The organism is Comamonas suwonensis (assembly GCF_012844455.2).
GTDB lineage: Bacteria > Pseudomonadota > Gammaproteobacteria > Burkholderiales > Burkholderiaceae_C > Comamonas > Comamonas suwonensis.
Genome location: NZ_JABBCQ020000004.1, coordinates 255291 through 280831 on the forward strand (window position 1 = coordinate 255291; position 25541 = coordinate 280831).

Here is a 25541-nt window from a genome sequence, read left to right on the forward strand (position 1 = left end):
ATATTTAATCTTAAATATCCAATTTGATTCTATTATTTTTCATATAATCTACAAATATATCATAGGCAGAATCCGTATCTTCAATATTCTCAAATACAATCCGCCTATTTTTTTTGGAAAACTTAATTTTCATCTTCAGCGAGATAAAAATTAAAATATTCCTATTTAACACAAAAAAATCACTCAATATTTTCAATAAAGAGTTGCTAGAAATATATTCAAGCACACATGGCTTCACATAATTCTTATACTTGAAATTATTGACAACTATTCTAAAATAAAGATTTGGCAAATTAATACTACGTTTCCATTCAGGATTGAGGTCAACCGCTTTGAGTAAAGAATAAGCCCAGACAGTTGGAACGCTATAAAACTCGGGAACCCGGTGGTCCCAAATCAAGTCTTTAAATGCCGAAATATGAGCATTCTCCCTTAGAGCGCCTTCATGACGGCCATTTGCACTTTGACCAGAAGTGCTTCCTCCTGATGCACCTGGTATGATAATAGGAAAATCAATGAAATATGAATTCAGAGACTCCATCGAAATTAGAGCAGCACTATATATATCAGGGCTAACTCCACCAAATAATTCACCATATTTATCAGAAATTCTATCCAACAAATCTCGAGAAATCATACCCGCATAAGCTCTTGGCATACCTAATACGCCAGCACCCAAATTTTGTAGCGATTTATGAAGTTCCTGTCGGCAATTGATTGGACGCACACCGCCTTCAAAATTATCGATAGATAGAGTTCCACTTGATGCAGCCCAACGTGTCGAGCTGATGAAATTAGGCCAGTAATAAAGGGCAGGAAAAGAAAAGCTCAATGCATCGGCATCATTTTTTTTGGCCCAAAGAGCGACATCAACGATGTCAGGTGAAACTAAATCATCGTCTCCAATAAATACAATAAATTCTCCTTCAGAATGTTGAAGAGCATAATTAAAGTGCTCCACTACACTCATTTTCCTTTCAGGTCGGATGTATTTCAATCTACTACATTTATATGATGCAATTTTTTTTGAAATGGCATCTATTTCGCTTGTATCACTAAGAACTATCTCAACGCAATCTGCCAACTTCAGCAAAGACCTGACTGCACTCACTGCGCAATCAGGCCTATTATGCGAAGGAACGATGATAGAAATTAAAGGTTTGGTTGTCATTTAATTTCCAATTGTTCTTTAATATACGACAGGCTCAGCAATAATTTCTTTATTTCATCAATGCTCAAACGATATGTGTTATGTGAAGTATAGTCATCGATTGCATTTGCTTCAGGCTTGCCTATCAATATGAACTTGTCATAATTCAAATCCCTATTATCGGCAGGAACTCTATAATAGCGCCCCATATCTTCTGCTTTACTCATCTCTTCACGAGATATAAGTGTTTCATAGAGCTTTTCGCCATGCCGAGTTCCAATGATTTTTACAGGAACATTGGAGTTGAAAAGATCCTGGATTGCTTGTGCCAGATCAGCAATAGTGGATGCAGGTGCTTTTTGGATAAAAATATCCCCTTGCTTGCCATTTTCAAACGCATGTAGCACCAGATCGACAGAGTCCTCAAGCGACATCAGAAAACGCGTCATCTCTGGATCTGTAATCGTAAGCGGCATCCCAGCTTTCAGCTTTTCAACAAAAAGTGGAATGACCGACCCTCTTGAAGCCATGACATTTCCATAGCGGGTTGCACAGAACACCGTTCCACCGTCGGAAATCGTCCGAGATTTTGCTGTCACGAGCTTCTCGGCCATTGCCTTTGAAATGCCCATGGCATTGATAGGGTAAACAGCTTTATCCGTACTTAAAACAACAACGCGCTTCACTCCGCGATCAATCGCAGCATTGAGAACATTTTCAGTTCCAATGACATTGGTCTGTACAGCTTCCATTGGAAAAAACTCGCACGATGGGACCTGCTTCAATGCGGCTGCATGGAAAATATAATCCACTCCGACCATTGCACGGGAAATGCTTTCGTAATTTCTAACATCACCAATGTGAAAGCGCACTTTAGGATTATTCAGTGCAATACGCAAGTCTTCCTGCTTTTTTTCGTCCCGGCTAAAAATCACAATTTCCTTGATATTGGTATCAAGGAATCTATTAAGCACAGTCTTACCGAAAGATCCTGTACCACCGGTGATCATCAGAGTTCTATTTTTTAACATTTCTTTTCCTCATAATATGTATGAACTGTTAATTATTCATCAAAATAAGCATCAAAATAACGACTACCAAAAAGAATAATATACCGTCTCTATACAAAAACGTTTTATATCCATTCTGGGTCTGCAAAAAACAAGCACGCAGCCATCCCGCAAAAGCAGATAATATGTGATAAATCACATATACAATACATATTGCCTCGACGTTATTGTTTTTTGCAAAATATGCAGTCACCCCCAATGTCATTATTGTCATTGCCGCAGATATTATTGCTTGCGCTTTATAATCCTGATATGCAATCAATATCACATAGGAAACAAAACCAAATGAACCTATAGCGACACCAGGCAGCAAAAGTTTCACATAATGTATAACTTCATCTGTATTGCTTTGGCCTCTCAACCAGATATTCACTATTAATTCTCTGTTTATCCAGAGCAATAATGATGGAATCACAACCGCCAACATCAGGGCCATGATCATAAGTTTCAGATTCCTTTCGAAAGAATCAAAATCTCTCGCTGTCAGATTGCTAATGATCTTTGGCTGAAAGTACTGTGCAACCGGCCCGGCCAACACACTTATCGGAACAAGACATAATGTACTGGCAAGATAATAAGCCGCAACAGCCTTGGTATCCCCCCACACGCCAATAATCACCTTGTCCATCTGCATCACTGCAGCACCGGCCAACCCGAAAGCGACCAAAGGCGCGCCTCTTCTCAGAATATTTCCAACAACCGGTACAAATTCATTAATGCTATATTCAAAATCATCTTTATTAACCACTTTGTTACAAAAATGCAATGTCAAAAACATTTGAAAAACTGCTACTACTGACTGAACAAAAAGAAAACTCTCGAAATTTGCGAAAAAAAAGCTCAGAACCAATATGGTGATGAATGCTCTGGATAAAACTCCAACAATCTGAGATACTGCTGCCAAGTGATATTTTCGGCGTGCCATTAATGCAGATTGCCCTATATTTTGAACAGAGAGGGCCCAAAAAAATATCGTTCCCAAAATTATCTGAATGGACGGAAAATTAAAATTTAATATTCTATTTAAAAGTAATGCCAGTAGCATTAGAAAAATATAGAATAAATGCAGAACCAACTCACCGGCCCTCAGTGTACAGCGCGGAGGGCTAAAACTTTTTTCCGCCGCCAGTTCTCTCCCCACCAATGTGGAGGTTCCGAGATCCATCATCAAAAAGAATGCCTGCAAGGCCAATATAAGTGCAACCAGACCGAAATCGGACGCGCCCAATAGTTTTTGATACCACGGAAGAGCAAATACACCGACAACAATGGCGCCAGATTTACTAATATACAATAGAAGTAAATCGAATATCGCCCGATATCTCTTACGAATTAGAATGCTACTCTTCACTATCAATCAGTGTAAAATTCAGCTATGGTGTTGGCTATGGCATCAATATTCTCCTCCCCCAACCACCAGCCACAGGGAATCGCCATGATATGCCCCATGATGTATTCGGTCCCATCTAGCTGAGCCTGAACAGGAGAAAATCCGGTATAGACATCATTACGCTGATGCAATATCGATGCATTAATATTATTTCTCTTGAGTGTTTCGAGAAGCTGGTCGCGCTGCTCCGCATAAATCAAAAAAACCCAGTATGCAGGCAATTTATCTTTATCTGTAGCAATCAGATTGATACCTTTGATATTCACCAACCCTGCTCTCAAGCGCTCTGCATTTCTCAATGTCTGAGCTTGTCTTGCAGCAAGTGTGGGCAATTGTGCAAGAGACACTGCGGCGTTCAACTGGCTGAAGGAAGCTGAGATTCCAATTTCTGGAACATCACATCCCGGATCAATTTCACCGCGATGATCCCTGAAGTTTTTATAATCGACACCAAAACGCCGAAGTTTTTTGGCACGATTTTCATTCGCATCATCAGGACAGACCACAGCGCCGCCTTCGAAGCCGTTGACCTGACGGTTCGGATAAAACGAATAAACTGAAAAATCGCCCATCTGCCCCACTGGACTTCCTCCAGTCAATGCACCCAAGGCGTTATTGCAATCCTCTATTAATTTAATACTGTTGGTACGGCATATTGAGGAGATCTTGGCTGTTTCCGCCGGATAGCCCGCAATATGGTAAAGCAATACGGCCTTGATATCGGGAGACATCTTACGTCCCAGATCTTCTGGGCACATGGACAGTATTTTCGGATTGATATCAATCCATACTGGCTCAGCCCCCACAATAGCAATTGCGGAGTTGGTCGAAAGGCAGGAAAAGGCCTGTGTTGCCACTTTGTCCCCGGGCTGTACCCCAGACAACTTCAGCGCCAATATCAAAGCGCTGGTCATATCATTTGTTAGAACGATATGATCTTTTTTCACAAGTTGCGAAAGCTCCCTTTCAAACTGTTCCACCAAGGGACCTGCAGCAATTTGCCCCGATCTAATTACATCCAGTGCTGCTTTTTCCATTTCCGGCAAATTAACCGGAACGAAAAGTGGCATTTTCCCGCTTCCTGAACTCATGATCATCAACCTTTTCGCAACGCGTTGACGATATGGTTACGGTCTTCCGCACTCACCCACCAGCCGCATGGGATATGCAAAAGACGTTGATAGAACTTCTCCAGCCCTGGCAAAGAAGTCTCGGACTGCGAGAAGATGCTGTGGAAATTGTTCGGCCGATGCAATTTTGAAGCATGAATACCCGCTCCAGCAAGCGACTTTTCAATTTCATCACTGGTATCACTCAGCATGGTATACAGCCAATAACTGGATTCTCCTTTTTCATCGCATTTTGCGAAATCCAGTCCAGGAATCTTTGCTAATTCGTGGTCAAAATATTTTCCATTCTCCTTGAAGGCATTGATGCGAGCATCAATTACCTGCAGTTGCGAAAGACCAATTGTCGCAACCACATTGTTCATATTATATTTATAACCAATGCTTGTTATGTCCACCTCGGTACGAGGCACCCCTTTCAGCATGCCAAACCATCGAAACTTCTTGGCTGGCCTCATATGCCTTTCTTCCTTGCATATAAGAACCCCTCCATCAACCATCGGCATGTGTTTGATCGCTTGAAAAGAGAATATAGAAAAATCTCCAATCAATCCAACTGAATTTCCATCATATTTGGCCCCCAAGGCATGGGCACAATCCTCGATGAGAGAGATTCCATGTCTGTCTGCGATTTCTCGTATTTCAGCCAAACGTACCGGATAACCAGCATAATGAACAACGATGATAGCTTTTGTTTTGGACGTAATCTTTTCCAGAATAGAGTTCGGATCAATATTTCCAGAAACCGGATCCACATCCGCCCAAACCACCTTGGCTCCGCAATAAAGGATAGATGTATTGGTCGGCTCAGCAGTCATAGGAGTGCTGATCACTTCGTCTCCGGGAGATACGCCGGAAAGAGTCAATGCAGCATGGAGCGCGGCAGTTCCACTGCTCATGGCCAAAACATGCGACAACCCAAAATGCTTGCTGAACCTCTCTTCGAATTCGTAAACCTGTTCGCCTTCCGCAATCTGTCCGCTGTATAGAACACGTTCAAGCGAAGGCATCAACTGTTCAGATGGTGGCAGTCCAACTTTAACTAGGGGCAACATAAATTTTCCTAAATTCTTTCCAAGACGGGAATTTTGATCTTATTGACAAGATCAGAGACACGCAGTTTCAAATCGATTGTGTGCCACATCTGAAGATTGACCAGATCCACATTTATTTCGTAGCCCAAGCGTTCCAGCTCACCCTTCAGAGGATCATCTTTTTCAATATTCAATCTCCAGCTATTCACCAAATTTCTGGCCATCAAATAAGCCGCCTCTTTCACATCCCCCTTATAGCCAGCAACAATCCATCCATTTCCATCCTTGATCAAGAAAACAGAAGAAATCTTTCCTTTCAACTCATTAATAGATTGAGCAAATGGAGGTATCGCCTTTCCCTGTATTTCGGCAATATTAAAATCAACTAAGAAAATATCTTCTTTTTCATCTACTCTTTCCTTTTTATGAACCCATCCATATTGCCAAGCATCTGCCCCAAAAAAACCATACTGTGCATACAGTGCCGGTGAATTTGTCCACAACGTCAGTGCATCAAATGAATCAACCCTAGCCTCACTCAAGGCTGCTTCAAGAAGCATTCTGGAAATTCCTTGGCCTCTGAAGTCGAAACTCACGCAAACCAAGCCAATCATCCCCACTTTAACATCATGACCGTCAATCAATCCTCGCCAGTTCTTGACCACAAGCCCACCGACTACGCGCGCCTTGATCTCTGCCAAGATATAGAACCCCTTATCCAGAGGTTCAAGAATCCAAGGGAAATGCCTGACTAGAGATATACCTCTACTCTTTGATTGAAAAAAAATATCCCAAGCCAGTTCTTCAAAACCAGGGACCCTATCTGATGTTTTTCTAATCGTAACCATCATTTTTCCCAAATATTTATTTCCATTCATTTATGGAGAAAGGTTTGGGCATCATTTTTTTTTAAAATGACCAAGAATATAAAATCATCACGCGACAAGCTTCGCCAAATCCGCCACCCGATTCATAGCCCCATGGAGCGAAGCCAGCAAGCCCAGTCGATTGGCCTTGAGGGTCGGATCTTCGGCATTGACCATGACATGCTCGAAGAATGCATCGACCGCAGCACGCAATGCTGCCAGTGTTTGCAGGCTGGCGGTGTAATCACCTGCTGCAAGCTGTTGCTGGGCTTTGGGCGCCACTTGTTGCAGCACCGCATACAGGTCTTTTTCAGCCTGTTCCACCAGCTGCGCCTCGTTCACCTGGGGCTGAACGTCGGTTTCAGCTTTCTTCAAAATATTGCCCACACGCTTGTTGGCCGCAGCCAGGGCCGCAGCCTCGGGCAGGGTCGCAAACGCGCGCACGGCCTCCAGGCGCTTTTGCACATCGGACAGGCGCTGGGGATGCAGGGCCAGCACGGCCTCGACTTCCTGGGCGCTGTAGCCTTGTTCGCGGAACATATTGGCCAGGCGGTCGTAGATGAATTCGACCAGCTGGGGCGTGGCGTCCTGGATCTTGTCGCCAAAGGCGGGCAAGGTGCTGACCAGCAGGGTTTCCAGATCCAGCTCCAGATCCTTTTCGACCAGCATGCGGATCACGCCCAGCGCATGGCGGCGCAGGGCGAAGGGGTCGCGGTCGCCGGTGGGCAGGTTGCCGATACCGAACATGCCGACCAGGGTTTCGAGCTTGTCGGCCAGGGCCACGATCACGCCGACATCGCCGCGCGGCAGTTCGTCGCCGGCAAAGCGGGGCTTGTAGTGGTCTTCGATGGCATCTGCCACAGCCACATCCAGGCCGTCGTTCTGGGCGTAGTAACGGCCCATGATGCCTTGCAGCTCGGGGAACTCGCCCACCATGTCGGTGACCAGATCGGTCTTGGCCAGCATGGCGGCCTGGTCGGCCAGACGGCCCAGCTCGGAGTTGCCCAACTGCTGGGCAATGCTCTTGGCGATGGCGCGTACGCGCGCGATGCGCTCGCCCTGGGTGCCCAGCTTGTTGTGATAGACCACCTTGTCCAGCTGCTCTACGCGGCTGGCCAGGGTCTTTTTGCGGTCCTGGTCGAAGAAGAACTTGGCGTCCGCCAGACGGGGGCGCACCACACGTTCGTTACCGCCGACCACGGCCGAAGCGTCCTGGGGCTGAATGTTGCTGACGATCAGGAACTGGTGGGTCAGCTTGCCATTGGCATCCAGCAGCGGGAAGTACTTCTGATTGGCCTTCATGGTCAAAATCAGGCACTCCTGGGGCACGGCCAGGAATTCCTTCTCGAACTCGCAGACCAGCACATTGGGGCGCTCGACCAGGGCCGTCACCTCGTCCAGCAGGGCCGGGTCGTCGATGGGGCGCACGTCGCCGCCAATGCGTTCGGCGGCGGCCTGCAGCTGGCGGGCGATATCGGCACGGCGCTCGGTGAAGCTGGCGATCACGGCGCCCTCTTCGCGCAGTTGCTCGGCATAGCTGTCGGCATTCTGGATGACCACGGGGTCCACAGCGGCTTCAAAGCGGTGGCCATGGGTGGCGGCACCGGCCGTCAGGCCCAGGGCCTTCACGCCGATCAGCACCTGGGTGCCATGCAGCACGACCAGACCGTGGGCCGGGCGCACAAAGTGCACGCTGGTCCAGCCGTCCTGCAACTGGTAGCGCATGACCTTGGGGATGGGCAGCTTGGCCAGTGCTTCATCCAGCGCCTTTTGCACGCCATCGGTCAGCAGCACGCCCTTGGCAGTGGATTCGTAGAACAGGGCTTCGGCCTTGCCTTCGCCCTGGCGCTTCAGAGCGGCCACGGCGGATTCGTCGGACCCCAGGGCCGCCAGCTTTTTCAGCAGTGCGGCCGTGGGCTTGCCCTCGGCATCCAGCGCCACGGAGACAGGCATCAGCTTTTGCGAGACAGCCTTGTCCTCAGCCTGAGGCAGCACTTCGGTGATGTGCACGGCCAGACGGCGGGGCGAGGCGTAGGCGGTCAGGCGCGACTCGGTCGATGCCAGCAGTCCCTGGGCCTTGAGCTGCTCGAAGATGACGGCAGCAAAAGCATCGCCGAGCTTTTGCAGCGCCTTGGGCGGCAGCTCTTCGACAAACAGTTCAACCAGTAGATTCGATGCGTTCATGATGATTTTGATAGCAGTCAGCGCTTTCTAGATCAAGGCTGGCTGCTGAAATTTTGGAATTTGGGACGGTGGTAGCGTGAAAGCGGCTCAGACAGGCTCAAGCGGCTTTCTTGGCTGCCTGCTCTGCGGCCTTGGCCAGCTCGGCCAGCACCTCGTCGGCGTGCTGCTTGGGCGCCATGGGGAAGCCCAGACGCGCGCGGCTGTCCAGATAGCTCTTGCCCACGGCGCGGGCCAGATTGCGGATGCGGCCGATATAGGCAGCGCGCTCGGTCACTGAGATGGCGCCACGGGCGTCCAGCAGGTTGAAGGTGTGGGCGGCCTTGAGCACCTGCTCATAGGCAGGCAGCGCCAGCTGGGCGTCGATCAGCTGATTGGCCGTGCCTTCGTGGGCCGCAAAGGCGCTGAACAGGAACTCGGCATTCGAATGCTCGAAGTTGTAGGTGGACTGCTCCACTTCGTTCTGATGGAACACGTCGCCATAGGACAGGCCGTCGGTATAGACCAGGTCGTACACCGATTCCTTGCCCTGCAGATACATGGCCAGACGCTCCAGCCCGTAGGTGATCTCGCCGGTGGCGGGCTTGCAGTCGATGCCGGCCACTTGCTGGAAGTAGGTGAACTGGGTCACTTCCATGCCGTTGAGCCAGACTTCCCAGCCCAGGCCCCAGGCGCCCAGCGTGGGGTTTTCCCAGTCGTCCTCGACAAAGCGGATGTCGTTCTTCTTCAGATCGAAGCCCAGTGCTTCGAGCGAGCCCAGATACAGCTCAAGGATGTTGTCGGGTGCGGGCTTGAGCACCACCTGGAATTGGTAGTAGTGCTGCAGGCGGTTGGGGTTCTCGCCATAGCGGCCGTCCTTGGGGCGGCGGCTGGGCTGCACGTAAGCGGCCTTCCAGGGCTCGGGGCCGATGGCACGCAGAAAGGTCGCGGTGTGCGAGGTACCGGCGCCGACTTCCATGTCATAGGGCTGGAGCAATGCACAGCCCTGTTCGGCCCAGTAGGACTGCAGTTTCAGAATGATTTGTTGGAAGGTCAGCATGACAAAAGGTACGTTCGCGCGGCAGAAATAATCTGTCGCTTATCTATATAGGAGTGTCTGGGCGGTCTAGCCGCGTAGACAGTGATTCTAAGTCTGAGAGTCCTACGCTGGGCGTAGGCTGTATCCGCGGCCCCACGGAATGCATTCTCCAAGGCAGCAACTGCGGATGAGATTTCAAAATGTGAAAGTTCTTACAGCGCTGTTTTCGCGCCCATGCGACTGAAATCAGGCTTTTTAGGCAGCTAGCCCATATAGATCAAGCGGAAGACGCTCACTTTTTTAACAATTTCCCTACCGCTCTTTGGCGATAGCGAGGCTGCGCAGCCTGCCAGCCTCCTAGAATGTTTCATTTCCCGTCATCCACTTCTGGAGCTCGCCATGGATTTCATGAAAATCATCACCAAGCAACTGATTGAAATCATCGAATGGACCGATGATTCGCGCGACACGCTGTCATACCGCTGGCCTGATGAGGACAAGGAAATCAAGAACGGCGCCCAGCTGATCGTTCGTGAGTCGCAACAGGTTCAGTTTGTCTCCGAAGGCCAGTTCGTAGACCTGTTCAATCCGGGTCGCTATCAGCTGACCACGCAGAACATTCCCATCCTGTCCACATTGCGTGGCTGGAAGTACGGCTTCAACTCGCCCTTCAAGTGCGATGTTTACTACATCAACACGCGCTTGTTCACGGGCAACAAGTGGGGAACGTCCAACCCCATCATGATGCGTGACAAGGACTTTGGCGTAATCCGTCTGCGCGCCTTTGGTACCTATGACTTCCGCATCGTGGACCCGGCCAAGTTCCTCAAGGAAGTGGCGGGCACCGATCAGAATTTCCGTCTGGACGAGTTTGCCGACACCATGCGCTCGCGCATTGTCAGCATCTTCTCTGAAGCACTGGCCAAGGCACACATTCCCGCGCTCGACGTGGCCCAGCGCTATAGCGAGCTGGGAGATGCGCTGCTGCAGCTGATCAACCCACCTGTCGCAGAAAAATACGGCCTGGAGATCACCAGCTTCCTGCTGGAAAACGTCTCCGTGCCGCCTGAGGTCGAGCAAGCCATCGACAAGCGCTCCAGCATGGGCGCCATTGGCAACCTCAACGATTATGTGAAGTACCAGATGGGCCAAGCCATGGCCAACGGCGGCGAAGGTGCGGCTGCGGCCACCATCCCCGCCACCATGGCCATGGGCTTTGGCATGGCACAAGAGATGATGAAGGGCATGCAGTCTGGCGGCGGCGCTATCGCAGCAGGAGCAACTGCCGCAGATCCCTTCTCGCCTGCAGCCTCACAGGCTGCGCAAACACCGGCCGCCCCCGCTGCAGGTGGACTGCAAGTTCTGACCCCTGCTCAAGCAGCGCAGGTGCTGGGGGTAGCCGAGGCTGATGTACTGGCCGAAATTCAGGCCGGCAACCTCAAAGCCCGCCAGATCGGCAGCCAGTGGCGTATTGCGCAGGCGGCACTTGACGAGTTCTTGAGAGGGTAAAAGCCCCCTGAGCCGCTACGCGGCTTTCCCTCTCTCGCTTGGCGGGAGGGGGTCTACGCCCTCTTGCTGCGGGGCGGCCCTTCCCGGCGTTTCTTTGATTGGCTGCGCCGGTGTCCAAGGTCCAATGCAGTGCCTTTGAGAAATGCACGCCGTGACCGACAAAGCCCCCTCTTCCAGCTACACCCCTGCCACTGAAGCCGCGCCGCCCACCATGGTCGGCAAACATGTCTGCCCGGAATGTGCAGGCAATCTGGAGTGGAATGCCAAAGCCCAGTCGCTCAAGTGCCCCTACTGCGGCACGGTGGTGCCCTGGAGTGAGGAGACGCAGCCTGAACTGGGGCAGGCTGTCTTGGAGCAGGATTTAGCCGAGGCTTTGCGCAACCCCGCCAACGGCCGCGGCTGGGGAACGGATGAGCGCTACGAGGTGCAATGCCAGAACTGTCGTGCCATTTCGGTCTTTCTGAACAAGACAACAGCCCAGCGTTGTGACTTTTGCGGTTCACCCGCCATAGTCGCCCACGAAGAGCGCAACGACGCCATCACGCCGCAAAGCATCTTGCCGTTCAAGATCAGCGACGGGCAGGTTCGCGACAAGATTCGCCAGTGGTATGGCAGCCGCTGGTTTGCACCCAGCAAACTCAAAAGCGCAGCACTGACCGATACGCTGCACGGCGTGTATCTGCCCTATTGGACTTTTGACGCCCACGCCGCCGCCCAGTGGTGGGCCGAGGCCGGGTATTACTACTACACCACCGAGTCGTATCGCGACAGCAACGGCAATGTGCAAACCCGCCAAGTGCAGCATGTGCGCTGGGAGCCGGTATCAGGCAGCCTGCAGCATTTCTTTGACGATGAACTGGTGCCTGGCACCGTCGGCGTACAACCCAACCTGCTGCGTCAGATTGAGCCCTTTCCCACCACCACCGACCTCAAGCCCTACAGCCCCGAATTTGTGCGCGGCTGGACGGTAGAGCGTTACCAGGTGGACCTGAGCAAAGCCGCCAAGCTCAACGAAGAAGATATGGACAGCCAGCTGCGCAATCTTTGCTCACAGCAGGTCCCAGGCGATACCCAGCGCAACCTGCAGGTGCAGCGCCAGTACTCAGGCCGCACCTTCAAACACACGCTGGTACCCGCCTGGCTGGTGGGCTACACCTACGGCAGCAAGACCTACCAGATCGTGGCCAATGGCTATACAGGACAGATTGCCGGTGAACGGCCTTATAGCTGGGTGAAGATCACCTTCGCCGTTCTGGCGGTGCTTTTGCTGTTGATGCTGATTGCTCCGATATTGGTTCAAAGCTAATTTCATAGCTGCCTGCGCTTGATTTGATTGAGCTTCAGATCATTAACTCAATGAATCTCCTGCTATTCAAGCGCGAAAAACTATTAAATTAATAGCACATCAGTCCATACTTAATCGAACATTTCTGCCAATTTGAATGTAGGCTGCTTCTGATCCTTCTCGGACAGAGAGAACGCTACATCCAGCGAAGGCCATGCAATGCCAATGTCCACATCGTTCCAGAGCAGGCCACGATCCGACTCCGGCGCGTAATAGGCCGTGGTCTTGTAGACAAAATCAGCTGTATCGCTGAGCACTAGAAAGCCATGGGCAAAGCCCGGCGGAATCCAGAGCTGATGATGATTCTCAGCCGTCAGCTCTGCTCCCACCCACTGGCCAAATGTGGACGAACTACGGCGAATATCCACGGCCACATCAAACACCGCGCCAGAGGTTACGCGAACCAGCTTGCCCTGAGCATGAGGCGGCAGCTGATAGTGCAAACCACGCAGCACACCCTTGCTGCTGCGGCTATGGTTGTCCTGAATGAACTCGTAGCTGGTGCCTGTTGCCGCGTTGAATGAATCCTGCTTAAAGCTTTCCAGAAAAAAGCCACGTGCGTCGCCAAACACCTTGGGCTCAATCAGAAAGACATCGGGAATTGCCAAAGGTGTGAACTTCATGGGTGCAGTTTTTCCTTGAGCACTTGAAGCAGATACTGACCATAGCCATTTTTAGCCAGTGCCTTACCCAGCTTTTCCAACTGCACAGCATCGATCCATTTCTGGCGGTACGCAATTTCTTCGGGGCAAGCAACCTTCAGACCTTGACGCTGCTGCAGTGTGGCGATGAATTGCCCCGCCTCAAGCAAGCTGTCGTGGGTGCCGGTATCCAGCCAGGCATAGCCTCGCCCCATCAACTCCACATTGAGTTTCCCTTGGGCCAGATACATGGCATTGAGGTCCGTAATTTCCAGTTCACCACGCGGTGAAGGCTTGACCTGCTTGGCAAGCTCAACCACTCGTTCATCGTAAAAGTACAAACCCGTCACCGCGTAATTGCTCTTGGGTTGCGTGGGCTTTTCTTCCAGCGACAACACCCTGCCATTGGCATCAAACTCGGCCACGCCATAGCGCTCAGGGTCCTGCACATGGTAGGCAAACACGGTAGAGCCTTCTGTGCGTTCACCTGCGCGTTGCAGCAGTCGATGCAACTCATGACCGTGATAGATGTTGTCACCCAACACCAAGGCGCTGGGGGCACCATCCAGAAATTTTTCGCCAATCAAAAATGCCTGGGCCAATCCATCAGGACTGGGTTGCACCGCATATTCAAGGTTCAGTCCCCACTGACTGCCGTCACCCAGCAACTGCTCGAAACGCGGCGTATCCTGCGGCGTGCTGATAATCAAAATATCGCGTATACCCGCCAACATCAGCGTGCTCAACGGATAGTAAATCATGGGTTTGTCGTAGATCGGCAGCAGTTGTTTGCTAATGGCAAGCGTTGCAGGATGGAGGCGCGTGCCCGAGCCACCAGCCAAGATGATGCCTTTGCGTGCTTTTGTCATGGATCGTTTCCGTTCGTGCGGGCTTGATATTTAGAGAATCTCTTGCAGCATGCGGTCTACACCGCACTTCCAGTCCGGTAAATTCAGCTTCATCGCCGCCTGCAATTGATAAGTATTGAGGCGCGAATTCAGGGGGCGAACAGCAGGTGTGGGGAAGGCTGTTGTCGGCACTGCCGCAATTTCCTGCACTTTCCAATCCAGATCAGGACGCAGGTTTTTAGCCCGCTCAATCACATAACTGGCATAGGCATGCCAGTTGGTCTCGCCTGATGCGACGAGATGATAAACACCCTGGTCAGCGGCATGCTGGGCCACATGTCGTATCGCATGAGCGCTAATGTCTGCAATCAGGTCTGCACCCGTTGGGGCACCCCACTGGTCGTCAATCACGCTGAGTTTTTCACGCTCCTGCGCCAAGCGCAGCATGGTCTTGGCAAAATTACCGCCACGTGCCGCATAAACCCAACTGGTGCGAAAAATCAGATGTCTGCAGCCAGCCTGCGCAATACGCTGCTCACCTTCGAGTTTGGTGCGGCCGTAGACCGACAAGGGGCCGGTATCATCGCTTTCCTTATGGGCTAGGGCTCCAGCGCCATCGAACACGTAGTCGGTACTGTAGTGCACAAGCAAGGCACCAAGTTTCTGGGCTTCCTCAGCCATCAGCGCAGGTGCCTCGGCATTCAAGCGCCGAGCCAGATCTGGTTCGCTCTCTGCCTTATCCACGGCCGTATGAGCCGCTGCATTGACGATGACATCCGGCCGCACATCGCGAATGATCTGCGCCAGCGCCAACAGATCGGAGATATCTCCACCTTTATCGCGGCGATCAAGAGCCAGCAACTCGCCCAGCGGGGCCAGGCTGCGCTGCAGCTCCCAGCCCACTTGGCCGTTTTTACCCAGTAGCAAAATTTTCATGCAAGCTTACTCCGCGTACTGCTTTTGCACCCAGTCGCGATAGCTGCCAGACTGAACGTTAGCCACCCATTCAGGGTTTTCCAGATACCACTGGACTGTCTTCCGGATACCCGTTTCAAAGGTTTCAGCCGGCTTCCAGCCCAGTTCACGCTCAAGCTTGCGGGCATCAATGGCATAGCGACGGTCATGGCCAGGGCGATCCTGTACATAAGTGATCTGCTGTGCATACGGCAGGCCATCCGTGCGGGGACGCAGTTCATCAAGCAAGCTGCATACTGTCTTGACGATATCGATATTGGCCTTCTCGTTCCAGCCGCCCACGTTATAAGTCTCACCTAATATTCCCGCATCCAGTACCCGGCGGATGGCGCTGCAATGGTCGCGCACATAGAGCCAGTCCCGGACTTGCATGCCATCGCCGTAAACAGGCAGTGGCTTGCCGGCCAAGGCATTGACGATCACAAGCGGGATCAGCTTTTCAGGGAAGTGCAGCGGCCCGTAATTGTTGCTGCAGTTAGTGGTGAGCACCGGCAGACCGTAGGTATGGTGCCAGGCACGTACCAGATGATCGCTGGCCGCCTTGCTGGCCGAATATGGGCTATTGGGTTCATAGTTATGTTCTTCGGTGAACGCTGGGGCAGTGGGCGACAAAGTGCCATACACCTCATCGGTCGACACATGCAAAAAGCGGAAGTCCTTCTTCAAAGCAGCATCAAGAGTACCCCAATATGCGCGCACGGCTTCCAGCAAGCGAAAGGTGCCGACCACATTGGTCTGTATAAAGTCCTCAGGACCATGGATTGAGCGATCCACATGCGACTCAGCCGCAAAGTTCACCACAGCGCGCGGCTGATACTTTGCCAGCAAAGCTGCCATCTGCTGGCCATCGCCAATATCTGCCTGCACAAAAATGTGGCGAGGCTCGTTAAAAACACTACTCAGATTCTCAAGATTTCCGGCGTAAGTCAGCTTGTCAATATTGACCACAGATTCATCTGTATTTGCCAACCAGTCCAAAACAAAATTAGCACCAATAAAGCCCGCACCGCCAGTTACAAAAATCATGGGAACAACCTTAAATTAAAACTCGAATGATCTGAGCGCGGAAGGAGCACCTAAAGTAGCCTCAACCCCAGCGCTTTTCAGCCATAACCAGCAAACCATCGAAAATCAGGTTATTGATCAGCTGAAAGGGGCGAGTCATGCTTGGAGACATCTTCCAGCCCGCACCGCCAGCCATGATGCACATGGGCTCAGAGCCGCAATGCTCGGCCAGATGTTGGTACATGCGTTCAACGGCTCCCGCGATGGCATAGGTGCCTCCGCTGGTCAATGCATCACTGGTGTTCTTGGGAAAGCTTTTGACATCGCCCGTGGGAACATGCAGGCCAGCCGTCCCCCCTTCCAAGGCTTTGAGCATGATGCCATGACCGGGAATAATCAGGCCACCGAGGAAGTGCCCTTGGGCATCCATGGCATCCACCGTGACAGCGGTACCGACCATGACCGTAATCAGAGGCCTTGCGTCACCCAACTGCAGCATGTGGTGACGCGCACCAATCATTGCGACCCAGCGATCCGCTCCTAATCGGGAAGGATGGTCATAACCATTGCTCACACCCGCCTCGGCCGTGGAGGGGATGGCCCAATGAGGCTCAAAGTTCCACCCCACCATGAGTTCAATCTGTTCATGCACGCGGCGTCTTGCCGTCTCTCCAGCCACGACGCAGCCCAGCATGCGATCAGGCGCCGGCAAGCCTGCCCAGGCCCCTTCTGCCAGTCGCTCGATATGCTCCAGAAACTCCGCCCCATGCGCCAGCAAGGCAGCCCCGGGGCGGTGATCTTCATACATGGCCCACTTCAAACGGGTGTTGCCAATGTCTATCGCCAAAAATGTCATGCGGCGGATTATCAGTACTTTTCCCCGCTGCAGGCACCCGGTTGCAACATTCATTACCTATTGATGGGAAATTGTCAAAAAAGCGCTGAGTCCATGTCCTGCAAGGAATCTTCTGTATTTCCATGTAAAGTGAAACGCCTATTTCTTCCATCACTTTGAGGAGTCGAAAACCATGGGTCTGTTCAGTTTCATTAAGGAAGCCGGTGAAAAACTATTTGGCGGCAGTGATGCACATGCCGCAGCGCCATCGGAAGACTTGAATGTGAAGGCGGCTCAAGCCATCGCAAACTACATCAACACACAGAATCTGGGCGTCTCCAATCTGCAGGTTCAATTCGATGGATCTCAAGGCAAGGTCACGGTGCAAGGCGTAGCCCCCACCCAGACGGCGAAGGAAAAGGTCACTCTGTGCTGCGGCAATGTTGCCAATGTCCAGTCTGTGGACAACCTAATGAGCGTCACCAACCCCGAACCCGAAGCCCAGTACCATGATGTGGTGCGCGGCGACACGCTGTCGGCCATTTCCAAGAAGTACTACGGCGACGCCAACAAATACAACACCATCTTTGAAGCCAACAAGCCCATGCTCAGCAACCCAGACAAGATTTATCCTGGTCAGAAGCTGCGTATCCCTGCGCTTTAAACACAATTAACACCGAAAAAAGCGCTCAGATGAGCGCTTTTTTCATACCGCCAACGCTAGACTACTTTCCATGAAAACTTTGCTCACAGGCGGCGCCGGTTATATCGGCAGCCACACCGCCATCGAATTGCTCAGTCACGGCCATGAAGTCGTGATCTTTGACAACTTCAGCAACAGCCATCCAGAAGCCATTCGGCGAGTAGAGAAGATCACTGGGCGTTCGATTCCGGTCATTCGCGGCGACATCCGCGACCAGGGTGCACTGGAGCAGGCACTGAAAGAACACAGCATCGACAGCGTGGTGCACTTTGCGGGTAAAAAAGCAGTTGGCGAATCGGTCGCCCAGCCTGTGGACTATTACGACAACAACGTCAACGGCACCCTGGTTCTGCTGCGCGCGATGAAGAGCCAGAATGTGCGCAAGCTGGTATTTAGCTCATCGGCCACCGTCTATGGCTCGCCGCAGTATCTGCCGCTCAATGAAGAGCACCCGACTTCTGCCACCAACCCTTATGGTCGCAGCAAGCTCATGGTGGAAGAGATTCTGGCTGACCTCTACCGCTCTGACTCGCAGTGGTCACTGGCTGTGCTGCGCTACTTCAACCCCATCGGTGCGCATGCAAGCGGCCTGATTGGCGAAGACCCCTCGGACATTCCCAACAACCTGCTGCCCTTTGTCGCGCAGGTCGCCGTGGGCCGCCGCGAGAAGCTGCAGATTTTTGGCGGCGACTATGACACGGTAGACGGCACCGGTGTGCGCGACTACATCCACGTCGTGGATCTGGCCCGGGGCCATGTCAAGGCGCTGGAAAAACTGGCCGGCCTGGCTCAGCCCGAACTGCTGACTGTCAACCTGGGTACCGGCAAAGGCTATAGCGTGCTTGAAGTCCTGCACGCCTTTGAAAAATCGTGCGGCAAAACCTTGCCCTATGTGATCTCGGAGCGTCGCCCTGGTGACGTGGCCAGCTGCTACGCCAACCCGGACCACGCCCTGAAAACCCTGGGCTGGCAGGCCGAGCATAGCCTGGAGGCCATGTGCGCTGACACCTGGCGCTGGCAAAGCCAGAACCCGAACGGCTACCGCGAGGTTTAGAGGCACGGACACCACCCAGCCAATCGCAGATTGGCGGTTGAGACGAGGCATGAAGCCGCAGGCAGTACAAACGCACGACCAGGCAAATAACGACCACCTCAAGGGTGGTGTTAGTGACTCTTAAGCCTATGGCTGCGCTGGTGTCACTGATTCCAGGGTAGGCCGCGTTTGCGCCAGCCACTCAGGCGGCCCCGCTGACCGTTGGCATCCACATCGCCTTCAAAGCCTTCGAGGATGTTGTAAGCCTCAATCCCCAAACCTGCTGCGCGCTGGGCGGCAGCGACGGAACGCACGCCGCTGCGGCATAGCAACACGACTTTTTTACCTTCGGGCACGGCTGCGCGAAGCTGCTCATCAAAGTTTGGATTGGCCGCCATGCCTGGCCACTGCTTCCACGCCACGGCAATCGCGCCCGGCACCTTGCCTACCCATTCACGTTCGGCATCGGTGCGTACATCGACCAGCACGGCTTCGCCGCTTTGCAGCCATTGCCAAGCCAGCTCCGCTGGCACATCACCGGCATAGCCAGTAGCGGGCTGAATTTGCGTCGTATTGCTCATATTGAATCCTTGTTGTTGAGTGCCGCGACACCCTGCCTACTCCCAGGCGGGAAGCGGCTTGTCTCTCAATGACCTGCGCAACTGCTTCCAGTCGGGCAGAACCTGCTCTACCACGGACCAGAACTGCGGACTGTGATCCATATGGTGTAGATGCGCCAGCTCATGTACCACCACATAGTCAATGATTTGCGGGCTGTGCTGCATCAGCCGCCAGTTCAGCCGGATGATGCCACCGCTAGTGGCACTGCCCCAGCGCGTGCTGGCACTGCTCAACCGCAGCGCCGTCCAGCGCACATCCATCTGACCGGCAAAGTGCAGCATGCGCGCGGTGAAATGGGTACGGGCTTCCCGCAAAATCCAGGCCTGAACGGCGGCGCGAATCTGCGCTGCAGATGCCTGGACGGTAAGCGGCAAGTGCAGATTTTGCGCACCGTCCGCCGCCTGTTCTCTATGGGTTTGCCGGGTGCGCAAAGGGTTCGCTGCGTCACCTGTCAGCCTCAGCGCCATGGGTTGACCCAGATAGCCCAGCAGCCCACCTTCTTGCCAGAAGATGCGGGCTTCGTTCTTGATTTGCTGACGCTGGCCCGACTCCTGGAGTTTGCGCACAATCCAGTCGGCCTTGGTCTGAAGCGCAGATTCGATATCCCCCATGCCCAGCCATTGCGGCGCTGTGACCTCAAGGCCTTGCACCCCCACACTAAAGCCGATGCTGCGGCGCGCTGAACGGCGCAGCAAGTAAGCCACGCTACGCCCTTGTAGCTGCGCGCTGTGACTAGCTCCGGGGTGCACAGGCAAAGCCGCCTGCGCTGGCGGTGCATCCTCTGCAAAATCAATAGCATCTACTGCTCTATCAGCAAGCGGTTGAGCCGTATTTTTCTCAAAATCAAGCACAGCCTGACTTGCATTAACCCCCGTGCTGCGCAAGCGCCTGCGTGGGATCAAGCCGCCCTGCCCGTCCTCAACGGCAGGCGGCGTCAGCCATTGCCAAGCTTGCTGCAAGCTATCGCCGGTGGACATGGATCAGGTTCTGCAACTGGTTAACTTTTCTGAGCGTAAGCCTCAGGGTCAAGACGCTGCATTTCGGCCTCAATCCAGGCTTCCACCTCGGCCATCAGCTCATCATGCTTGCGGCCAACGGAAGGAATGGGTTGACCAATGGACACATCAACCACACCGGGCGACTTAATGAAAGCCTTGCGTGGCCAGCACTTGGCTGAAGTCACGGCAACGGGCACCACAGGCGCGCCCGTCATGATGGCCAGACGCGTGGCACTGGTCTTGTATTCCCCCTTTTCGCCGCGCTTTATGCGTGTCCCTTCGGGAAACATGATGACCCAGGTACCTTGATCGAGCAGGCGCTTGCCCTGCTCTACCACTTTGTGAAAAGCGCGCGAGCGCTGGGCACGGTCGATGTGGATCATATCCAGAGCACCTATAGACCAGCCAAAGAATGGAACCTTGAGCAGCTCCTTCTTGAACACATAGGCCAGTGGGCGCGGCATGATGGCAGGCATCAAAAAGGTCTCATACGTGGACTGGTGCTTGACCAGCAAAACCACGCCTTGCTTGGGATCGGTTGGCAGGTTCTCCATGCCCTGCACCCGGTACTGAATTCCCATAATGACCTTGGCACTGTCCACCGACAGCTTGAGCCAAGCACGGGCCACGCGATAAGTCTTGGCGGATGAACCGCTGACCCACTTGGTCAAAAGCACAGCGAGGGTGTAGGGGATGACGGTGACGACCATCCACAGCATGTGGAGGACTGAACGGATCAGGGACATGACGGCAATCGAAAAGCTGGAGGGCAGGCACCCGTTAATGGGGCTCAAAAATCTGCAAGAAACATAGCAGCTTGCGCTGATCTTTCAAGCGGTTGAGACTATTTTGACCTGAAACCTGAAATCAATGGGAGGCAGGCGCTGAATCGGTGGCGGAAGCTTCACCATCGCTGAGCGGCAGCAGCATGTTGACCACGGCCTCCAAATCAGGATAACGCTCACTGCCCTCTGGCAGATTGACATCATCGCAGGACACAGGCCTGGCTGTGGATTCCACAAACACCAGATGCGCACCCAGCACCTTGCCGGCCTGCAAATGCTCTACACCACTGCCAATGGCCCAGATTTCCGGGCCTTCCGCACCATAGCGGTCAGCAATCTGCTCAAACAAGGCTGCACCCGGCTTGCGGCAAAGGCAGTCTTCATCGGGGGCATGAGGGCAAAAAAATACGGCTTCGACCCGGGCACCCACGGCCGCCAGCTCACGCTGCATCTTGGCGTGCACGGCGTTGAGCTCAATCACATCAAACAGCCCGCGCCCCAGCCCCGGTTGATTGGTCGCCACCACCACATGCCAGCCTGCGCGATTAAGGCGCGAAACCGCCTCCAGCGCGCTGGGCACCGCCACCCATTCATCGGGGCTTCCTATAAAGCCTTGCGCACCCCATTCATTCAAGGTGCCATCACGGTCAAGAATTGCGATCTTCATGAAGGAGGCTATGGTCAGTGACGTTGGTGACAAAAAAGCCCGCTTACCTTGAGGTCAAGCGGGCTGGCGATCAAGGCTACAGAGCTTACTGGCCTTCCCAGCGCTTGAGCACCAGGGAAGCATTGGTGCCACCAAAACCAAAGCTGTTGGACAGCACGGTCTTCAGTTCGGCATCACGGGTCTGAGTGACCAGAGGCATATCGCCCAGCAGCGGATCAGGGGTATCCACGTTCACGGAGCCGGCGATAAAGCCCTTGTTCATCATGATCAGGCAGTAAATGGCCTCCTGCACGCCGGTGGCGCCCAGCGAGTGACCGGTCAGCGACTTGGTGGACGAGAACGGAGGCACCTTGTCACCAAACAGCGCCCGCATGGCGCGCACTTCCTGCATATCGCCCACCGGGGTCGATGTACCGTGTGTGTTGATGTAGTCAATGGGTGCATCGATGGTTTCCATGGCTTGCTGCATGCAGGCAATGGCACCGTCACCCGAAGGTGCGACCATGTCTTCACCGTCGCTGGTAGCACCGAAACCGACCACCTCAGCCAGAATGTTGGCACCACGCGCCAGGGCATGCTCCAGGCTTTCCAGCACCACAGCACCGCCGCCGCCCGCGATGACGAAACCGTCACGGTTGGCATCGTAGGCACGCGAAGCCTTCTCGGGCGATTCGTTGTTCTTGCTGGACATGGCTCCCATGCCATCAAACAGCAGGGACATGCCCCAAGACAGCTCTTCGCCGCCGCCGGCAAACATCACATCCTGCATGCCCCAGGCGATCTGCTGCGCGGCCGCACCAATGCAGTGTGCCGAGGTAGAGCAAGCCGAGGTGATGGAATAGTTGATGCCCTTGACCTTGAAATTGGTTGCCAGGCAGGCGGACACGGTAGAGCTCATGCAACGCGTGACCTGATAGGGTCCGACACGGCGGATGCCCTTTTCACGCAGCGTATCAGCCGCTTCAATCTGGTTGGCTGGCGAGCCGCCGCCAGAGCCCATGATCAGGCCAGTACGGGGATGGCTCACCTGCTCAGGCGTCAGGCCCGCTTGCTTGATGGCGTCTTCCAGAGCGATCTGCGAGTATGCTGCAGCATCGCCCATGAAGCGCAATTGCTTGCGGTCAATGCGTGCTTCGATATCGATTTCAGGGATACCGGCCACCTGCGAGCGCATGCCCAGCTCGGTGAACTTCGGCATGGCCTTGATACCGGTGCGGCCTTCGCGCAGCGAGGTCTCCACCGTTGCCAGGTCATTACCAATGCACGAGACAATGCCCGCGCCGGTGATCACTACCCGCTTCTTGCTCATGCTGGCGTTCCCTTGGCACCGTCTTCACGCAGGAACAGACCCACGCGCAGATCATTGGCCACGTAGATTTCCTTGCCGTCAGCCAGCAGGCGTGCATCGCCAATGGCCATGTTCAGCTTGCGCTTGATGACGCGCTTGATATTGATTTCGTAGGTCACCAACTTGACGTCCGGGCCCACTTCGCCGGTGAACTTGACTTCGCCCGCACCCAGAGCGCGGCCCTTGCCGGGCAGGCGCAGCCAGGTCAGGTAAAAGCCGATCAGCTGCCACATGGCATCCAAGCCCAGGCAACCGGGCATGACGGGATCGCCCTGGAAGTGGCATTTGAAGAACCACAGGTCGGGGTTCACATCCAGCTCGGCCACAATCTTTCCCAGACCGTGCTCACCGCCGTCTTCATCAATATGCGTGATGCGATCGAACATCAGCATGGGAGGCAGGGGCAGACGTCCGCTATCAGCGCCAAACAGCTTGCCTTCGCCGGACGCGATCAATTGTTCGTAGGAAAAAGATTCAGCCATTCTTTCAATTGCTCCACGGCAGCCTGTGCAAGCTACCCGTTACTCTATATTTGGGTGGGTGGGTCTACGCCCACACGGGCGCACATAACCCGGCATTATCAAGGCTGCCGCCATACCCGAGACAAAATACCCGTTATCTGGATCGAAACTCTGCCACAAATACGGCAAGGCCTGATGACAGAAGTGCTTATCCCACATGGGGAACTCCCCCATGGAATTCAATCTTCTGCGCTTCGATTCCTGCGCCACGCAAAGCCACAGACCGCCAGACACAGCAGCGTCAAAGGCAGCAGCCCCAGCGCATGTACCCAGCGCGCATAAGGCGTCAGAGTGTCTCGCCCCTGCACCTCGCCTTGCAGCACCGCCCGGTCAAAGGGTGCCAGCGCGCTGACAACCTCGGCCTTGTGGTTGATGATCACGGTGGCCCCTGTATTGGTGGCGCGCAGCATGGGGCGCTCAAACTCCAAAGAGCGCATGCGGCTGATAGACAGATGCTGGTCAATGGCCACCGAATCGCCAAACCAGCCAATATTGCTCAGATTGACCATCACTGTGGGGGCCGTGGCGGCATTGCCAAAGTGCGCTGCCAGCTCTTCGCCAAACAAGTCTTCGTAACAAATATTGGGAGACAAACGTTCGCCCGCCCAGTTCATGGATGGCTGACCCAAAGCGCCGCGATTGAAGTCGCCCAGCGGAATGTTCATCAACTCAGTAAACCAGCGGAACATGGGTGGAATGAACTCGCCAAACGGCACCAGATGGTGCTTGTCGTACTGATAAGGCTGGGCCTGCCCGGGCAGCCAGCCTTCCACCGTATTCGTAAAGCCCTTGTCCCAGTCACCTAGCGGAATACCCACCAGCGCGGCCTGTTGGGAGTTTTTACCCACAAACGGCTGGCGCACAAAGTCCATATAGTCTGCGGGCAGTTGCTGGGGCAGCAGCGGGATAGCCGTTTCAGGCGCTACCACCAGCTGAGCCTTGGCGTCATGCAGCTGCTGGGCATACCAGCGCAGCGCATCCACCACACCAGAGCCCATTTCAAATTTTTCGTCTTGTGGAATATTGCCCTGCAGCAATGCCACGCTCATGCCAGGCTGCGGACTGGGGGCATCAACGGCGTCATTGCGCAGCCACCACAGGCCGCCCAAGGCGAGAGACAGGGCTGCAACACTTGCCGCTGCAGGCTTGAGCTGTAGCACGCGCTGCTGCGTCTGCCAGCGCCAGAGCAGCATGGCCAGCCAGGCCGCAATCCAGGCAGCCACAAAACCGGTGCCGTAAACACCCACCCAGCGCGGCAGCGCGGCCAACGGACCTTCTACATGGGCGTAACCGCCAGCCCCCCAGGGAAAGCCTGTCCACAGCCAGCCACGCGCCAACTCGGCCAGCGTCCACAAGGCAGCAAAAATCATAGCTGTCAGTGCATGCTGTGTATGAAATAGGCGCTTAAATAACCAAGAAAAAATGGCGTAATAACACCCCAAAAACGCAGCCAGAGCCAGCACCGCAGCCACAGCCAGCGGTGCTGCCAGACCACCGTAGGTGTGCATGGAGATAAACAACCACCAGAAAGTAGCGGCCAGCCATGCCGTACCAAACAGCCACGCCCTGCCTGCGGCCTGCCTTGCAGTGCCCGCCGCCAGCAATGCATGAACCAGCACGGCCAGCGACAGAATCTGCAGCCACCACAGAGGGCGACCATAGCCGCCCACCAGCGTCAGAAGCCCATCGCCCTGCCCGCGCGCCCAGGGCCAGGCCAGAGAAAAGGCCTGCAAGCCGCCCGCGACCAGCATCAAAAGCCCGCTCATCCAGCCCTGGGGCTTGGCGTCGAGGGTCTTAGCAATGGAAGCGGTGGTGGTCATAAGAATAGACAGGCTCTAACAAAAACACCCAACCGGGTGGCTGGGTGTGTT

The 25541-nt window shown here is 53.9% G+C and carries 24 protein-coding genes; 4 read left to right on the top strand and 20 right to left on the bottom strand.

The annotated features are described in order from the left end of the window. Positions 1-10 precede the first annotated feature (10 nt). The 8 genes from HF327_RS06535 to glyQ form a co-directional block, all read right to left on the bottom strand. Positions 11-1171, bottom strand: a complete 1161-nt coding sequence (locus HF327_RS06535; RefSeq protein ID WP_169107465.1) for a glycosyltransferase family 2 protein — start codon at positions 1169-1171, stop codon at positions 11-13. Next, positions 1168-2181 carry a polysaccharide biosynthesis protein gene (locus tag HF327_RS06540; RefSeq protein ID WP_169107466.1) on the bottom strand — a complete coding sequence of 338 codons (1014 nt, stop codon included), beginning with the start codon at positions 2179-2181 and terminating at the stop codon, positions 1168-1170. The genes HF327_RS06535 and HF327_RS06540 overlap by 4 nt, the downstream gene beginning before the upstream one ends. A 28-nt stretch (positions 2182-2209) precedes the next feature. Next, complete coding sequence (locus tag HF327_RS06545) at positions 2210-3571, bottom strand: lipopolysaccharide biosynthesis protein (RefSeq protein WP_169107467.1); 1362 nt, start codon at positions 3569-3571, stop codon at positions 2210-2212. Positions 3572-3573: 2 nt separating this feature from the next. Next, positions 3574-4701, bottom strand: a complete 1128-nt coding sequence (locus HF327_RS06550) for a DegT/DnrJ/EryC1/StrS family aminotransferase (protein WP_169107468.1) — start codon at positions 4699-4701, stop codon at positions 3574-3576. A 5-nt stretch (positions 4702-4706) separates the two neighbouring features. Then, positions 4707-5792, bottom strand: coding sequence for a DegT/DnrJ/EryC1/StrS family aminotransferase (locus HF327_RS06555; protein WP_169107469.1), 1086 nt, complete (start codon positions 5790-5792; stop codon positions 4707-4709). 8 nt (positions 5793-5800) lie between these two features. After that, positions 5801-6622: a GNAT family N-acetyltransferase gene (locus HF327_RS06560; RefSeq protein ID WP_236024082.1), complete on the bottom strand. Its 822-nt coding sequence runs from the start codon at positions 6620-6622 to the stop codon at positions 5801-5803. Positions 6623-6706: 84 nt separating this feature from the next. Next, positions 6707-8821 (bottom strand): glycine--tRNA ligase subunit beta, encoded by a 2115-nt coding sequence (gene glyS / locus HF327_RS06565; RefSeq protein ID WP_169107471.1) that lies wholly within the window; start codon positions 8819-8821, stop codon positions 6707-6709. 97 nt (positions 8822-8918) lie between these two features. Then, on the bottom strand, positions 8919-9857 hold the full coding sequence (glyQ, locus tag HF327_RS06570; RefSeq protein WP_169107472.1) for a glycine--tRNA ligase subunit alpha: 939 nt from the start codon (positions 9855-9857) through the stop codon (positions 8919-8921). Between the two features lie 378 nt (positions 9858-10235). On the opposite strand from glyQ, the gene HF327_RS06575 reads away from it, so the two are divergent. Together HF327_RS06575 and HF327_RS06580 are read left to right on the top strand one after the other, a co-directional pair. After that, complete coding sequence (locus tag HF327_RS06575) at positions 10236-11345, top strand: SPFH and helix-turn-helix domain-containing protein (RefSeq protein WP_169107473.1); 1110 nt, start codon at positions 10236-10238, stop codon at positions 11343-11345. Positions 11346-11556: 211 nt separating this feature from the next. Then, on the top strand, positions 11557-12651 hold the full coding sequence (locus tag HF327_RS06580) for a zinc ribbon domain-containing protein (RefSeq protein ID WP_169107518.1): 1095 nt from the start codon (positions 11557-11559) through the stop codon (positions 12649-12651). 110 nt (positions 12652-12761) lie between these two features. On the opposite strand, the gene rfbC is transcribed toward HF327_RS06580, so the two are convergent. The 5 genes from rfbC to HF327_RS06605 form a co-directional block, all read right to left on the bottom strand. Further along, entirely contained in the window at positions 12762-13313 is a 552-nt protein-coding gene (gene rfbC, locus HF327_RS06585; RefSeq protein WP_169107474.1) for a dTDP-4-dehydrorhamnose 3,5-epimerase, read from the bottom strand. After that, complete coding sequence (gene rfbA, locus HF327_RS06590; protein ID WP_169107475.1) at positions 13310-14200, bottom strand: glucose-1-phosphate thymidylyltransferase RfbA; 891 nt, start codon at positions 14198-14200, stop codon at positions 13310-13312. Before rfbA ends, rfbC begins: the two co-directional genes overlap by 4 nt. A 30-nt stretch (positions 14201-14230) precedes the next feature. After that, positions 14231-15115, bottom strand: coding sequence for a dTDP-4-dehydrorhamnose reductase (gene rfbD / locus HF327_RS06595; protein ID WP_169107476.1), 885 nt, complete (start codon positions 15113-15115; stop codon positions 14231-14233). A 6-nt stretch (positions 15116-15121) separates the two neighbouring features. Then, positions 15122-16180: a dTDP-glucose 4,6-dehydratase gene (gene rfbB, locus HF327_RS06600; protein WP_169107477.1), complete on the bottom strand. Its 1059-nt coding sequence runs from the start codon at positions 16178-16180 to the stop codon at positions 15122-15124. Between the two features lie 61 nt (positions 16181-16241). Then, entirely contained in the window at positions 16242-17015 is a 774-nt protein-coding gene (locus tag HF327_RS06605) for a type III pantothenate kinase (protein WP_169107478.1), read from the bottom strand. A 172-nt stretch (positions 17016-17187) separates the two neighbouring features. On the opposite strand from HF327_RS06605, the gene lysM reads away from it, so the two are divergent. Both lysM and galE read left to right on the top strand, forming a co-directional pair. Then, positions 17188-17658 carry a peptidoglycan-binding protein LysM gene (lysM, locus tag HF327_RS06610; RefSeq protein ID WP_169107479.1) on the top strand — a complete coding sequence of 157 codons (471 nt, stop codon included), beginning with the start codon at positions 17188-17190 and terminating at the stop codon, positions 17656-17658. 70 nt (positions 17659-17728) lie between these two features. Further along, positions 17729-18751, top strand: a complete 1023-nt coding sequence (gene galE, locus HF327_RS06615; protein ID WP_169107480.1) for a UDP-glucose 4-epimerase GalE — start codon at positions 17729-17731, stop codon at positions 18749-18751. 143 nt (positions 18752-18894) lie between these two features. On the opposite strand, the gene HF327_RS06620 is transcribed toward galE, so the two are convergent. The 7 genes from HF327_RS06620 to lnt form a co-directional block, all read right to left on the bottom strand. Continuing rightward, complete coding sequence (locus HF327_RS06620) at positions 18895-19311, bottom strand: rhodanese-like domain-containing protein (protein ID WP_169107481.1); 417 nt, start codon at positions 19309-19311, stop codon at positions 18895-18897. Between the two features lie 36 nt (positions 19312-19347). After that, positions 19348-20328: a M48 family metallopeptidase gene (locus HF327_RS06625; protein WP_169107482.1), complete on the bottom strand. Its 981-nt coding sequence runs from the start codon at positions 20326-20328 to the stop codon at positions 19348-19350. Between the two features lie 20 nt (positions 20329-20348). Further along, complete coding sequence (locus tag HF327_RS06630) at positions 20349-21095, bottom strand: lysophospholipid acyltransferase family protein (protein ID WP_169107483.1); 747 nt, start codon at positions 21093-21095, stop codon at positions 20349-20351. A 121-nt stretch (positions 21096-21216) separates the two neighbouring features. Next, entirely contained in the window at positions 21217-21801 is a 585-nt protein-coding gene (locus HF327_RS06635) for a D-glycero-alpha-D-manno-heptose-1,7-bisphosphate 7-phosphatase (RefSeq protein WP_169107484.1), read from the bottom strand. 85 nt (positions 21802-21886) lie between these two features. Continuing rightward, on the bottom strand, positions 21887-23110 hold the full coding sequence (gene fabB, locus HF327_RS06640) for a beta-ketoacyl-ACP synthase I (RefSeq protein WP_169107485.1): 1224 nt from the start codon (positions 23108-23110) through the stop codon (positions 21887-21889). Beyond that, positions 23107-23631: a bifunctional 3-hydroxydecanoyl-ACP dehydratase/trans-2-decenoyl-ACP isomerase gene (gene fabA / locus HF327_RS06645; RefSeq protein WP_099735623.1), complete on the bottom strand. Its 525-nt coding sequence runs from the start codon at positions 23629-23631 to the stop codon at positions 23107-23109. The genes fabB and fabA overlap by 4 nt, the downstream gene beginning before the upstream one ends. Positions 23632-23849: 218 nt before the next feature. Continuing rightward, on the bottom strand, positions 23850-25490 hold the full coding sequence (gene lnt / locus HF327_RS06650) for an apolipoprotein N-acyltransferase (RefSeq protein WP_169107486.1): 1641 nt from the start codon (positions 25488-25490) through the stop codon (positions 23850-23852). Positions 25491-25541: the final 51 nt, after the last annotated feature.

Bases quoted from the DNA above. Each gene is read 5' to 3' on its own strand.
- HF327_RS06535 (WP_169107465.1), bottom strand. From the start codon at position 1,171: ATGACAACCAAACCTTTAATTTCTATCATCGTTCCTTCGCATAATAGG.
- HF327_RS06540 (WP_169107466.1), bottom strand. From the start codon at position 2,181: ATGTTAAAAAATAGAACTCTGATGATCACCGGTGGTACAGGATCTTTC.
- HF327_RS06550 (WP_169107468.1), bottom strand. From the start codon at position 4,701: ATGAGTTCAGGAAGCGGGAAAATGCCACTTTTCGTTCCGGTTAATTTG.
- HF327_RS06555 (WP_169107469.1), bottom strand. From the start codon at position 5,792: ATGTTGCCCCTAGTTAAAGTTGGACTGCCACCATCTGAACAGTTGATG.
- HF327_RS06560 (WP_236024082.1), bottom strand. From the start codon at position 6,622: ATGATGGTTACGATTAGAAAAACATCAGATAGGGTCCCTGGTTTTGAA.
- glyS (WP_169107471.1), bottom strand. From the start codon at position 8,821: ATGAACGCATCGAATCTACTGGTTGAACTGTTTGTCGAAGAGCTGCCG.
- glyQ (WP_169107472.1), bottom strand. From the start codon at position 9,857: ATGCTGACCTTCCAACAAATCATTCTGAAACTGCAGTCCTACTGGGCC.
- HF327_RS06575 (WP_169107473.1), top strand. From the start codon at position 10,236: ATGGATTTCATGAAAATCATCACCAAGCAACTGATTGAAATCATCGAA.
- HF327_RS06580 (WP_169107518.1), top strand. From the start codon at position 11,557: ATGGTCGGCAAACATGTCTGCCCGGAATGTGCAGGCAATCTGGAGTGG.
- rfbC (WP_169107474.1), bottom strand. From the start codon at position 13,313: ATGAAGTTCACACCTTTGGCAATTCCCGATGTCTTTCTGATTGAGCCC.
- rfbA (WP_169107475.1), bottom strand. From the start codon at position 14,200: ATGACAAAAGCACGCAAAGGCATCATCTTGGCTGGTGGCTCGGGCACG.
- rfbD (WP_169107476.1), bottom strand. From the start codon at position 15,115: ATGAAAATTTTGCTACTGGGTAAAAACGGCCAAGTGGGCTGGGAGCTG.
- rfbB (WP_169107477.1), bottom strand. From the start codon at position 16,180: ATGATTTTTGTAACTGGCGGTGCGGGCTTTATTGGTGCTAATTTTGTT.
- HF327_RS06605 (WP_169107478.1), bottom strand. From the start codon at position 17,015: ATGACATTTTTGGCGATAGACATTGGCAACACCCGTTTGAAGTGGGCC.
- lysM (WP_169107479.1), top strand. From the start codon at position 17,188: ATGGGTCTGTTCAGTTTCATTAAGGAAGCCGGTGAAAAACTATTTGGC.
- galE (WP_169107480.1), top strand. From the start codon at position 17,729: ATGAAAACTTTGCTCACAGGCGGCGCCGGTTATATCGGCAGCCACACC.
- HF327_RS06620 (WP_169107481.1), bottom strand. From the start codon at position 19,311: ATGAGCAATACGACGCAAATTCAGCCCGCTACTGGCTATGCCGGTGAT.
- HF327_RS06625 (WP_169107482.1), bottom strand. From the start codon at position 20,328: ATGTCCACCGGCGATAGCTTGCAGCAAGCTTGGCAATGGCTGACGCCG.
- HF327_RS06630 (WP_169107483.1), bottom strand. From the start codon at position 21,095: ATGTCCCTGATCCGTTCAGTCCTCCACATGCTGTGGATGGTCGTCACC.
- HF327_RS06635 (WP_169107484.1), bottom strand. From the start codon at position 21,801: ATGAAGATCGCAATTCTTGACCGTGATGGCACCTTGAATGAATGGGGT.
- fabB (WP_169107485.1), bottom strand. From the start codon at position 23,110: ATGAGCAAGAAGCGGGTAGTGATCACCGGCGCGGGCATTGTCTCGTGC.
- fabA (WP_099735623.1), bottom strand. From the start codon at position 23,631: ATGGCTGAATCTTTTTCCTACGAACAATTGATCGCGTCCGGCGAAGGC.
- lnt (WP_169107486.1), bottom strand. From the start codon at position 25,490: ATGACCACCACCGCTTCCATTGCTAAGACCCTCGACGCCAAGCCCCAG.